Genomic DNA, 12,341 nt, shown 5'->3' on the forward strand with positions numbered 1-12,341 from the left:
AAGGGGGAGGAAATGATTAATAAGCTGCGTGTTGGAATCATCGGATGTGGAAAAATAACTCAAGTTCGTCATCTCCCAGAATACTTAGAGAGGGAAGAGGTGGAAGTCGTTGGTCTGTGTGATGAGAACCTAGAAAGAGCATCGGCCTTGGCTTCAACCTACAATATTCCTTTTGTTACCAATCAGGCTGATGACATCATTTATCATCCTGACATACAAGCCGTTTCGGTTTGCACCCCGAATAAATTTCATGCAGAACAAAGTATTAAAGCTTTGAAGCAAAACAAACATGTATTGGTGGAAAAACCAGTGGCTACGTCTATCCAAGAATTAAATGAAATGTACGGTGCTGCGCTAGAGAATGATAAATTGTTAATAGTAGGACATAATCAACGATTTGATCCCGTACATTTAAAGGCGAAGAAGATGATCACAGAAGGTTCCATCGGTAATATTTTGCAGTTCACCTCTAATTACCAGCATCCAGGGCCAAAATATTGGAGTTTGGATGGAGATCACAGTTGGTTCTTTAATCAACAATTATCTTCATTTGGTGTAGTAGGAGATTTGGGAATTCATAAGGTAGACTTAATGCAATGGATTCTTGAAGATGTCTTTTCAGAATGGAAGGTGTTTAAAAATGCCGTGTTAGATGATCGGGCTGTTATTTCTTTAAAGACACAAAGCGGGGTGGTGGGTTCCATCAATGTCAGTTGGAACAATCCCCTTCAAGATCATCGGACGGTCATTTATGGTGATAAAGGAATTATGACTTTTGGAGAGGAATTTCATATACTCAAAGTTGAAAAGTTTGACGGAGAAATCATTGAGGTAAAAATAGAGCCGATCCTACGCCGGGATGGAAAACCTTCTTCTTGCGTCATCGATCACTTTTTGGATTGTATTTTATATGGTATTTCACAAGTCGTTAATCCTCGCCATGTTATTAATTCACTTGAAATTATTACAAGCTGATTAAGGAGACTAAAAGTGAAGTTACAATTACCATATGATGAACACATAAAGCTTATCAAAACTGTGCAATCTCATATGAAAGAGGCTTACTGCATTGATATTGGATTGATTGCAACACAAGAACTCATTAACTTAATCTATTCCAATATTGAGCATGCCATCATCAAGCCCTTACGAAAGTCAGATCAAATCTTACATGAGATTAAGAAACTACTATAACTAAAAGCTGCCCCCAAACCTATAATACAGTTGGAGGCAGCTTTTTTCCTATATTGTATCTATTAATATTATATATGTAACCATCTTACAGAGAGAGCTTAATGTTCGATTAAAGTGTCGGCTCGTTCTCTTTTTCAACGCCAGTCAACCGGAGGCTTATCCAATTGCAACGGGATTTTTAGTTCTTTTGCCGCTTCACTCATTAACTCTTTACAGAAGAAATAACTCTTATGGAACACGATTTTATCTTCAGAAACTTCTTGGTAGTTAATATCATGAAGCTCGTACGTATCGTCTTTTTTAGCTAACACGATATTTACTTCTTTTCCCCATAACATTACCCTCTTCCCTAAATGCCCAGGAAGACCAAACTTTAGGGAACCGTTACGAACCTCGTGTTTCGAAAATTCTATGAATCCAGGTGTTACATCAAACTCCACTGTTTCTGTCATCAAATTGAGAAGTCCTTCAACATCAGAGTTGTTGAAATATACGAGGTACTTATCGAGTATCGATTCCGAAGATGACATTGACTCTCTTATTCTTACTTCTTTTTTAACGGGGGTTTTTAATTTCTTTCGTGATCTATGTAATGAGGTATAAATGGCGCTTTCAGACATATTTGTCATACTTGCTACCTCTGTGCCAGTAAATGAAAAGACATCAATCAGTAAGAAAATCGTTGCTTGTTTCGGTGTAAGGTTTAATAACAAAGATTCAAGTGCTTCTCGGATTTCGTATTCAGATAACCTACTCTCATCATAAATTTCGTCATCTGTGGTGATATATTCAACTTCTTTTTTCTGTTTTCTTAAGTGGTCGATCCAATTGTTGGTAGCTATCCGAAAAAGATAGGCTTTAGGATCCATGGCATTCCATATTTGTGTCAAAGAAGTAAAGGCTTTCAATAAGGTCTCTTGAAAGAGGTCTTCTCCTTCCCATGGAGATCCGGTAAGATATTTACAATACCTCCATAAATCGATTTTATACGGTTGAATGGTCGAATCAAATTCCGTATGTATTTTTCGTGTTTGAACGATGATGTCATCGATCGTATTCATCCCCACTTTTAAATCCTCCTTTTTTCTTTCATGAACTTAGTATAAAAGAATCTATTTTACAATTAAAGTAATTCTGAAAAATTAGGATAATACAACCAGAGACGCTAATAAAGTCCCTTTTAGTTAACCTTTATTACTGGAATCAAATTCACATAATCAAGAGACAATCTCTTTGAAGGGGATCGCCTTTACAAAATACGATCGTGTGGATTCAATCGATCTTTATTTTTACACAAATAAAGCAGAGAAATTTTCACTAAAAGTTTCTTATACTGAACAAAAGATTGATTGGAGACATTGGTATGTATCCTAATATAAGTTCCAAGCTTTTATTACTAACTGAAGCTTTACATACCCAATATAAACAATATATGTACGCTCTTTGGATGACATTAACAACAAATGATGATAGTTGGAAAAATAAACTACAAGAAGAAGGACTGAGATACAATCAATTATTACTAAGTGACTCTGTCGTCTCTCTTACTCAAAGTCCAGGAACTTCTGATATGAATTACTCAACCCTCCGCCAAATCTCAGCATTTAAGAATGAGGGATTGGAGGTGTCTTGTGATACTTCCTATCAAGGAGGGTATATGGAGCTATGGAATAAGGTAACCTCTAAAATATTTACATATAAGACCTTTTTTAAAGGGAGAGCGATTGATGAAAATGAAGTATTAACCCACTTACAAACAAGTACCAATAGTAAAGATCGTGAACAACTTTGGATGGGAAAAATGAAGCTTGGTGATGTGATTGAGGGAGACTTGTTAGAGCTCGTCTCCATGAGAAACAAAATAGCTCAAGAGAAGGGGTTTTCTCATTTTTATGAATTAAAGCTTAAAAGTCAAGAACTTGAGCTGGATGATCTCACGAACGTTATTCACAAACTGAGAGAGCATTTAGATGAAGATTTTACTTTAATAAAAAGCCAAATCGATAACGAGTTAAAAGATAAATTTAATCTCCAAAATGATCCTATGCCTTGGCATTACAACCATCCTTTTTTTCAGGAAACTCATGTGAATTTTATGAGTGACAAAAGCCTAACCAAAGCTAAGGTGATAAAAGCTCTGCAGGGTTGGTTTTCTGACAAAGGGCTAGACATACAGGGCATAGTTAACCGCAGTAAAATTTCAAACCATCCCCATAACAGTACAGCAAATTATTGTCTCAATATAGATCGGGAAGAGGATATACGCATTTCAAGCTGCTTTCAACAAAATCAGAAGTCTGTTGCTCTTTTGTTGCATGAATTAGGTCATGCATTGTATGAGTTCAATATATCACCTGATGTCCCCTTTATTTTAAGGAAAACCTCCCAACCCTTTATAAATGAGGCTGTCGCTCTTTATTTTGAGAGGTTAGCCTATAAAAAAAGCTGGTTCACCACCACCATTGGTCAAACTACGTCACTTATTCCTTTTATTCAATCAAAACAGTATTTTATCAATACTTTATTAAAACTATATGAAGCCATTTCAGTTACCACCTTCGAATATGAATTATACGCAAACCCTTCTCAAAATCTGAATAAGCTTTGGTGGGATATTGTTGAAGATACGCAGCGGCTGAAACGACCTGATAATTGGGATCATGCCTACTGGGCAAACAAAACTCAGTTAACGACGTTGCCGGTTCATTCTTCTCATTCTCTTTTTGGAGAAGTTCTTTCATCACAGTTTCATGTTTTGTTACATCGGACGTTTGGTGATTCTACAAATGATGAAAGTTTACGGTATTTAAAAGAAAACATCTTTTCTAAAGGTAATTCTGTGTATTGGAAAAGGTTATTATTTGATGCATTTAAAAGTGATATCATGCCTGAATACTTGATTCATGAAATCCAAAATAACATTAGGGATGAATTGTAACATGCATTCAATCTATGTATCTTACATGGTTGCATTTTATACATTTGTTTAATGCATTAGTACCTATCAATAATTTCTATTTTAAAAAGGATTCAATTACTTTTGTTGTTACTCATACGTAACGGCATTGAGGGGGATATGAAATTAATGAGAATAGTGGTCGATTTAGACGGTACCATTTGCGAATTGAAAAAAACAGGTGAAACATATCAAGACGTTAAGCCAAAAGAAAATGCAATCGAAACACTCCATGCGTTAAAGGATTTAGGGCATGAAATTGTGATATATACTGCTCGAAGGATGAGAACTCATTCCGGAAATGTTGGTAAGGTGACCGCTGATATCGGTGATCTAACCATTGAATGGCTTAAGAACTACAATGTTCCTTACGATGAATTAGTATTTGGGAAACCCTATGGCCACGTTTATATAGATGACCTTGCTCATAGATTTACAAATTGGGAAGATATCCAATATCAGATTCATAAAGGAGTTTATTCATGAACATTGTGATTCCGTTAGCTGGAAACGGAGAACGTTTTAAAAAAGAAGGCTATACCACTCCTAAAATTCTGGTAGACGTCATGGGATTCCCAATGTTTTATTGGGCTCTTCGAAGTATTAAACCTCTCCTCAAGAAATCTTCTCCCATTTTTGTGTGTCTCCGAGAACATTTGAAAACAACCGATTTAAAAAGGAAAATTTATGAATACTGTCCGAATGCCACAATTATTGAGTGCAATACTCCTACTAACGGACAAGCAGAGTCCGTCTTACAAGCACAACTTTTTCTAGATGAGAATAAACCCTTATTGATATTTAATGGGGATACCTTTCAAATGGCGCCTAATTTAGAAAAAAGCATAATGGATGCAGATGAGAAAGGGGTGGTTTTTACCTTTAAATCAGAAAACACCGCTTATAGCTATGTTGAAATGGATCAAGACCTTATAGTAAAAAGGATCAAAGAAAAAGCTGTAATTTCCACTAATGCTTCTACTGGACTTTATTATTTCACACAGACCAAAAGGTTCATTGATTACACCATTCAACGATTAGAACAAAGGGAAACAAATAACGAGATCTATATTTCACATGTAATTCAGGATCTGATTTCTAATGGTGATGTCTTTCTTGGATCAGAGGTCGAAACTTGTTTTCCTTTAGGGACACCTACTGAGTTAAAGAACTTTTTAGATGAGGGGGTTTATAGTGTTTAACTACAAAGTTTTTATTGGATTAAGTGGAGGTTTAGGTCCAGTTACTCGAACATTCCCCATTGCTGAGGAATTTAAGAATGCCGGAGCAGAAGTCTGTTTTAGTGTCTATGATGATAACGCTAGGAAGCATTTGAAGAAATCAGGGTATCGAGTTTTTGCCGATGACGACCAAACCCTACCCGATTCACGGCTTACTATTGAACCTGGTCCTGTTTTTTATAACTTGGATCATTATTTTGCTCAAATGGGCTTTTTGGATCCAAATTACACGAAAAAATGGATTATGAATCGTATAAAGATTATACAAACCTATAGGCCCCATCTAATCGTCACCGATTTAAGCCCGCATACTATGATTGCTGCAAAGTACTTAAAGATCCCTGTGTTATCCCTTGTACAGAGTTGCTTACATCCTGATGGATTACCATTTCAAGGGGAGGTGCCACGAAATCTTCCTAAAGTGACGCCTGTTTTTAATCAAATATTAGATCAATTAGGACTTGATCCCATAAATCGTATGGAGGATTTATGTGTTGGGGACAAAACCATTGTACCCAGCTTTCCAGAAATCGATCCGATCGACAATCCAACTGTCGAATATGTAGGGCCTATTGACTCGAACTTTTTACAGTATAAATCCAACCATAGCTTTAAGGACAACTATATCCTCGTTTATCCTGGACGCCTTAGAGATTCGGCTGGTGATACGGGCATAAAAATTGTTGAAAAGGTCATCAATGCCAGTCGACAATTACCAGATCAAGAATTTATCCTCGCTACAAACGAATCATTAACAGCCCTTTCCTCAGAAATACATGAAAATGTTAAGGTGGTTCCTAGTTTCACCACTCACATGCTGCAAAATGCTTCATTGTTCATCCATCATGGAGGCCATGGAAGTTGTCTTTCCTCCATTAAATATAGAGTTCCTTCTCTCATCCTTCCGACCCATAGTGAACGTTATTTTAATGCCAAAAGAATAAGCCAACTAGGTGTAGGCGACTATTTGTTGCCCGATATGGTGACAGACGATCATTTTATTAAGATGCTTAAGTATATGATCGGTGATCCATCTTATTCTGCTAATTTACGAGATTACAATATCGAGATAGCAAGTAGAAAATATAAAGGTGAACGACGTGCTTTTGATATAGCAAACTCCATACTTAAAAGAAAACAAAAGAGGGAATCTAAGTGATATTTGGTGTAGGGATTGATTTACAAGAACTAAAACAGTTTCAAAAAGTGGTCGATAGAAGAGAGGAGGCTTTTTTAGAGAAAGTATTTACAGAGCGGGAATTGAAATACTCTAGGCAGAAGAATTTTATTCAATCTTTGGCAGGGCGTTGGGCTGTAAAAGAGGCTTTTTTAAAAGCCATGGGAACAGGAATTCAAAACGTGAGATCTCTTAAAGAAATTGAAATTATAAATCTTCACAATGGTAAGCCATATATAAACTTAACTGGGGAACTTAAATCGAAATGTAACCTACTGAATATAAAAGTTGATGCTAGTATTTCCCATTCAAAGGATTATGCAACGGGTATGGTTGTGTTAAGCGTAGACAAAAGTTCCCCCTGTTATAAATCTTAATCAAAACGTTGACTCCATAGGCTTTTATGCTGATTAATTTATAGTAAGGTGTGACCAAACTGAAGATACTTATCGTGTTAGATGCTAGTATTACTCCATTAGATCTTCAAAGGGAAAGTGAAGTCTTAGAAATCAACCAAGTCAAGACTGCAGAACAATTTGATGAATTAGTACAAAAAGTTAAAAAAAATACATTCTATAGCATGGTGGTTTTTCTCTCAGCAAACCAATCCTTACCCGTAGAATGGATGTTGAATCAATTTACTGAAACTCCTTATGTCGTTTTTATCGGAATAAAAGGAAATAAATTACTTCCCATCTATAACTATTTGGAAACCGTGGGATTAATGTCGACTGTGAAATCTTCCAATCAAAAATACGACAGTCTTCTTCCGTCGATCATTAATTATCTACATGAAAATATTGAAAACAGCTCTTTTAACTTATTAACTGTTTCAGAGAAATTTAACATAAGTTCATCCTATCTCTCAAAAATATTTAAAAAGTACTATGGAATTGGTATTAAGCAATACTTGATTAAGCAACGAATTAACAAGGCTAAATTAATGCTGCAAAATGGCTTTTCCGTAACCTATACATGCAAGAAGGTAGGTTATGGCGACTTAACGCATTTCTCTAAAACCTTCAAAAAAATGGAGGGAATAAGTCCCTTGAATTATAAGAAACGAGTCTATGTAGATAGGAAAGATTCTAAGAGATAATATAATGCATCAAAATTTAAGGAAAGCTGGACCTTCATTATATTGGTTCCGGCTTTTGTTTAAATAAGACGTTCGTGCTCATACATCTTCAAAGCAGTCACCCCTCATAAATCCTCCGTTTATAAAACATCTCCCTATGATAGGTTATAAAACGTACAGCAAGCGATTTTCTCTTTCTTCTTTAAAAAACATCCTTAGCTCCCATTCGAAAACTTACTATTTTCCTAAAACATTCATAAGTGCCCTACAACCCATTTTAAGCAGTTTTTTGAGGTGAAGTGAACATAAAAAAACTAAACTCAGCCCTTTTAAAACAGAGCGTCCACTCTCCTCTTTATGACATGATAGAAGTGTTCCGGGACACCACTAACTAAGGAGGGTTTTAAATTGAAAAATTTACAAAAGGTTTTAAAGAAGAAGTTATCACTTGAAACATCTACAAGCCGCACCATTTTAGAATTGGTAGATGGGCGTCGTGAAGAATTGGTTTTTAATCAAGTCCGTCCAACAGAATTTACAGTTAGTGATTCCAATTTCAATCTTAAGTCAGGTGTAAACGTTGAAATTGAAATTGAGAATGTTGATTTGGTAGCTGCTTCAAAAACACTTTGGCCTAATGCAGAAATTCGAGTGCGTGGAGGTCTTAACGGTCAAGGAGCACCAATCAAAGCACATGCAACCATCCCAGCTAACAAAGTAATTGTTGATGGGGTAGATGCAGAATCGTTCCTATACTGGGTCATTGAAACACCAGAGGGGAATTTCCATAACAAACAACCTATCCACATGAAAGGCCATATCACTGGTCTTCCTCCAAAAGATGCAACATTCAATTCTCAAGACGTTGTTCCAATCTTTGATGCTAACGATCAGCAAGTGGGTACACTTTACAGCTGCTTGCAATCTAACTAAAGAAATAAAAGGATAAAGGGTCATATTATGGCCCTTTATTTTTCAAAAGGAGTTTACTAATGTATGACCTCATAATTGTTGGAGCAAGGTGTTCAGGAGCTTCTTTAGCAATCTTTCTTGGACGACTAGGGTATAACATACTCTTAGTGGACCGGGCAACACATGTAGGACCGACGCTATCCACACATATAATCGGTGAGGTTGATGTTTATCAACATTTGCGAATAGAAAAGAGGATGAACAGCAGTGGGGCTCCCTTTCTCACGAGGTTCCGTGTAAATGTAGACAGCCATTTATTTGAATCAGATCTTATTGTTACGGAAAGGGCAATGAGCGTGAGGCGAGAATTGCTCGATTCCTATTTGATGGAAGAGGTAAAAAAACTTCCAAACATTAAGGTTGAGTTAGCCATCAACATCAAGGATGTAATAAAAAGCAATGAGAAAATCACTGGTGTTATTGGAATTGATGAAAATGGAAACGAAAAAAGATATCAAGGGAAAGTGGTCGTTGGTGCCGATGGACGTAACTCTACAATTGCCTCTCTCACAAATGCACGAATAGAACAACAAAGCTCCATTGATGAATTAGCGGTTTTATATGGGTATTTTTCAGGCATACAGCCTCTCCCGGTAGGGACGATAGAATGGTATTGGACGAAAGACTCGATCGCCATTTGTAATCCAATAGATGGAGGAAAGCATTGCATTGCCTTTATGTTTCATCCTTCAAACTTTAAATCATGGTGTAATGTAGATGAATTTAGTTGTAAGATATCCAAGCTAAATATGTTATCGCCCCGTATTACCAACCTATCCCTGGAGGGGAATTTGAAGGGAATAAAACGTATCAATAGTTATGTCAAAAATACACATGGTGAAGGATGGGTTCTGGTAGGAGATGCAAGTGCAAATATCCATCCAATCAGTGGTGTAGGTATAGATAATGCAATATGCACCTCAGAAGTTTTGGCGATTCAGCTCGATAAATACCTTCGCAACCAAGAAAGCTGGACCGATGTTATGACTGAATATAAGAAGTACAGAGATGAACGGATTTATCCTCAGTTTTACGCCTCTCAAAAGACACAAGCTCTCCATAAAACAGCTATTACAGAATCACAAAATAGCGCTACAAGTATGCTTTGCACTTTTCCGAGCCTGGCCAAAAATTTAACCATCAGGTCTGAAGCTATTCTTCAAATTTTACAGGAGGATGAACATGAATAAACAATCCTATTTTCAAATCGAGACATATCTGGAGGCACCGATTGAGCAAGTATGGTGGTCTGTGTCTACCCCTGAAGGGATGAATACTTTTCTTACTTATAAATCTGAATCCTCAGGAGATGCCTCTTCTCCAAAGGTTGGGGATCGATTTTTTTTGAATTACGGAGACATTGAAAATGAACAGATCGTTTTAGAATATGTAGAGAATCAAGCCTTTAAAGTGTTTGATTCGTATAAATCGATTTCTCCAGATGGGTCAGTTCAAGAATTTAAAGTCGTTACCAGGACCACTCTTGAACAACTTGATGAAACGTTTGTGAAACTAACGCTATCTGTAAACGGATTTAGCATAGATACCTTCGGTCAATGGTTTAAAGAATGTATGAAATTCGGATGGCAACGTTCCATGATGAGCTTGAAATCTGTCCTTGAATTAGGTATGGATTTAAGAACACCTCTGTTCAGCTATCCACGCTTGGGAATTCTTAATTGTACGATCAATGAAGAACAAAGAGTTTCCACAGGCTGCCAAGCAGAAGGAAATTATCTCCTTGAAGTATTCCCCAATAGTCCTGCTTCCCAAGCTGGCCTGAAAAATGGTGACGTTCTCTTATCCATCGGGGATAAAGAAACCAGGAATTATGAAGAATTTGTAAAAACCATTTCTTCCTATGGAGATAAGTTAGACAATGTGCCTATCAAATATTTCAGAGAGGGACAAGTACGTACTGCCGTAGTTAACTTTTCATTAGAAGAGATGTTTACAGGACTCGTTAATACAGAGAACGAGACGTTCAGTGATATTAAAGAGAAAAGGGAGATGTTAGCGAAACAACGGTCATCCTCTGATTCTTTATGGACAGGTAAAGGAGGGACTCATCATGAACATCACTAATGAATTATTTGAATTGATGAGTCAGCGTCATTGTGGTGTTCTTCCTCTGGAGGACATACATGAAAATTTGACGATGTTTGAGGCTGGTTTTGATTCCTTAAGATTCATGGAGCTTGTTGTCCTGATCGAAGAGCATTTCTCCATCGAGTTCCCGGATGATCTGTTAGATATAACCAGTACCACTACCATTGGGGATATCGCTTTAAGGATCAACCAACAGGTGTAACTATGAAAGCCATTGATCGGATTCTAAATAGGCATAATCTTGAAAAGATGTGTGTACAACTTGAAGATGGACAGTCTGTTACGTATCAACAAATCAAGGAGATTACCAAATCAAATCGATCAATATTAAAGATAATCAAACGAAAAAACAATGGACAACCGGCTATAGTAGTTGATATTTCAATAGGGTGGAAACTCATCCCGGTTTTTTTGGCGTGTTTTCTAGAGAAAATTACGGTGGTTCCGGTGGATACGTTGCGTAGTCCCAATTTGTCTCGATATATTCAACAACAATTTTCGGGTATTCATCTAGGGCCGGAAGATTTTAACAAGGAAGGGCATTTGAAGAATGTTCAAAGACTCCATAGGCTGACCCATTATAAAGAACTTAAAAATGTAGCCTTTGTCCTTTACACTTCTGGAACAACTCACAATCCAAAAGGAGTAATGTTGACCTACGAAAACATTTTGAGCAATGCTGAGCAGATCAAAGACCGGTTGGACTTAAAAGAATCGGATTGCCTTTTAGTTACAAGACCTTTATCCTATGCTTCTTCCATCACTGGAGAGATTTTTTCTGGTTTGCTTGGAGGGTGCACCTTATTATTCAAAGATTCCTCTGCTTCGCCTCTACGTATTATCAAACTCGTAAAACAACATACCGTATCGATCCTCTTTCTGACCCCTTCCCTTACCTTAAAACTCCTTGAACTGCGTTCACTTCTTCATTTGACGGAATTAAAAGCAATCGTTTTAAGCGGAGAAATTCTCTATGAGGGCCAGTTTCATAAAATCAGAGCAGGACTTCCAAAAACGGTTTCCATCTATAATGCCTATGGACTAACAGAGGCTTCTCCACGTGTAGCTATTCATAAGATTCATACAGAACCATTCGTTGAAGGCTGTGTGGGTATACCCCTTAATGGAATCAAAATCAAAATTCTCGATGAACAGGGCAGAAAGCTTCCTGAACAGTCGAAAGGATTTCTGCACATCAAAGGCCCTAACATCATGAAGGGGTATGTAAAACAAAAGAAATTAACCGGACAAGTAAAAAAGAATAGATGGCTGAATACGAATGATCTGGCAGAGATACGGAATAACCAGCTTATTATCTATGGGAGATCGGATAATACCATTATCCGAAACGGTGTTAATATTCAACTGGAAGAAATTGAGTCACTACTCAATGTAAGTCCTTTCGTCAATGAATCGATGGTCATAAAGCGAGAATCCAAGGATAAGCAGGTAACCCTTGAGGCATGGATTGTACCAAGTTCTGCTTACCAAGTTTCTTTGTTACGAAAAGAGATTCATAGTTGGGATCAAAAGTTATGGCCGGATGAAATTGTATTAAAACAAAAAATGCCGAAAACTGAGACGGGTAAGCTGAGAAGAACAGTGATTTAATTG

14 protein-coding genes are annotated in these 12,341 nt (G+C 37.0%); 13 read left to right on the top strand and 1 reads right to left on the bottom strand.

Annotation, left to right across the window (positions count from 1 at the left end; all coding sequences use genetic code 11):
• Nucleotides 1-12 precede the first annotated feature (12 nt).
• Entirely contained in the window at nt 13-975 is a 963-nt protein-coding gene (locus LCY76_RS22940; RefSeq protein WP_248254813.1) for a Gfo/Idh/MocA family protein, read from the top strand.
• Between the two features lie 15 nt (nt 976-990).
• On the top strand, nt 991-1,194 hold the full coding sequence (locus LCY76_RS22945) for a hypothetical protein (protein WP_248254814.1): 204 nt from the start codon (nt 991-993) through the stop codon (nt 1,192-1,194).
• 134 nt (nt 1,195-1,328) lie between these two features.
• On the opposite strand, the gene LCY76_RS22950 is transcribed toward LCY76_RS22945, so the two are convergent.
• Nucleotides 1,329-2,255 (bottom strand): RNA polymerase sigma factor, encoded by a 927-nt coding sequence (locus LCY76_RS22950; protein ID WP_248254962.1) that lies wholly within the window; start codon nt 2,253-2,255, stop codon nt 1,329-1,331.
• 302 nt (nt 2,256-2,557) lie between these two features.
• On the opposite strand from LCY76_RS22950, the gene LCY76_RS22955 reads away from it, so the two are divergent.
• The 11 genes from LCY76_RS22955 to LCY76_RS23005 all read left to right on the top strand — a co-directional run bounded on the left by LCY76_RS22955 (nt 2,558) and on the right by LCY76_RS23005 (nt 12,338).
• The gene (locus LCY76_RS22955; protein WP_248254815.1) at nt 2,558-4,132 is read left to right on the top strand and encodes a M2 family metallopeptidase; all 1,575 of its coding nucleotides are present in this window, start codon (nt 2,558-2,560) and stop codon (nt 4,130-4,132) included.
• Between the two features lie 147 nt (nt 4,133-4,279).
• Complete coding sequence (locus LCY76_RS22960; RefSeq protein ID WP_248254816.1) at nt 4,280-4,636, top strand: HAD hydrolase family protein; 357 nt, start codon at nt 4,280-4,282, stop codon at nt 4,634-4,636.
• Entirely contained in the window at nt 4,633-5,352 is a 720-nt protein-coding gene (locus tag LCY76_RS22965) for a sugar phosphate nucleotidyltransferase (protein ID WP_248254817.1), read from the top strand. Before LCY76_RS22960 ends, LCY76_RS22965 begins: the two co-directional genes overlap by 4 nt.
• Nucleotides 5,345-6,550, top strand: coding sequence for a glycosyltransferase (locus tag LCY76_RS24080; RefSeq protein WP_248254818.1), 1,206 nt, complete (start codon nt 5,345-5,347; stop codon nt 6,548-6,550). Before LCY76_RS22965 ends, LCY76_RS24080 begins: the two co-directional genes overlap by 8 nt.
• On the top strand, nt 6,547-6,945 hold the full coding sequence (gene acpS / locus LCY76_RS22975) for a holo-ACP synthase (RefSeq protein ID WP_248254819.1): 399 nt from the start codon (nt 6,547-6,549) through the stop codon (nt 6,943-6,945). Before LCY76_RS24080 ends, acpS begins: the two co-directional genes overlap by 4 nt.
• 74 nt (nt 6,946-7,019) lie before the next feature.
• Entirely contained in the window at nt 7,020-7,667 is a 648-nt protein-coding gene (locus LCY76_RS24085; protein ID WP_248254820.1) for a helix-turn-helix domain-containing protein, read from the top strand.
• 387 nt (nt 7,668-8,054) lie between these two features.
• Nucleotides 8,055-8,579 carry a hypothetical protein gene (locus tag LCY76_RS22985; RefSeq protein WP_248254821.1) on the top strand — a complete coding sequence of 175 codons (525 nt, stop codon included), beginning with the start codon at nt 8,055-8,057 and terminating at the stop codon, nt 8,577-8,579.
• 59 nt (nt 8,580-8,638) lie between these two features.
• Complete coding sequence (locus LCY76_RS22990) at nt 8,639-9,808, top strand: NAD(P)/FAD-dependent oxidoreductase (protein WP_248254822.1); 1,170 nt, start codon at nt 8,639-8,641, stop codon at nt 9,806-9,808.
• Nucleotides 9,801-10,703 (top strand): PDZ domain-containing protein, encoded by a 903-nt coding sequence (locus LCY76_RS22995; protein WP_248254823.1) that lies wholly within the window; start codon nt 9,801-9,803, stop codon nt 10,701-10,703. The genes LCY76_RS22990 and LCY76_RS22995 overlap by 8 nt, the downstream gene beginning before the upstream one ends.
• Nucleotides 10,690-10,929 carry an acyl carrier protein gene (locus LCY76_RS23000; RefSeq protein WP_248254824.1) on the top strand — a complete coding sequence of 80 codons (240 nt, stop codon included), beginning with the start codon at nt 10,690-10,692 and terminating at the stop codon, nt 10,927-10,929. Before LCY76_RS22995 ends, LCY76_RS23000 begins: the two co-directional genes overlap by 14 nt.
• A gap of 341 nt (nt 10,930-11,270) precedes the next feature.
• Complete coding sequence (locus LCY76_RS23005) at nt 11,271-12,338, top strand: class I adenylate-forming enzyme family protein (RefSeq protein WP_248254825.1); 1,068 nt, start codon at nt 11,271-11,273, stop codon at nt 12,336-12,338.
• The last annotated feature ends 3 nt before the right edge of the window (nt 12,339-12,341 follow it).

The organism is Fictibacillus marinisediminis (genome assembly GCF_023149135.1).
Lineage (GTDB): Bacteria > Bacillota > Bacilli > Bacillales > Fictibacillaceae > Fictibacillus_C > Fictibacillus_C marinisediminis.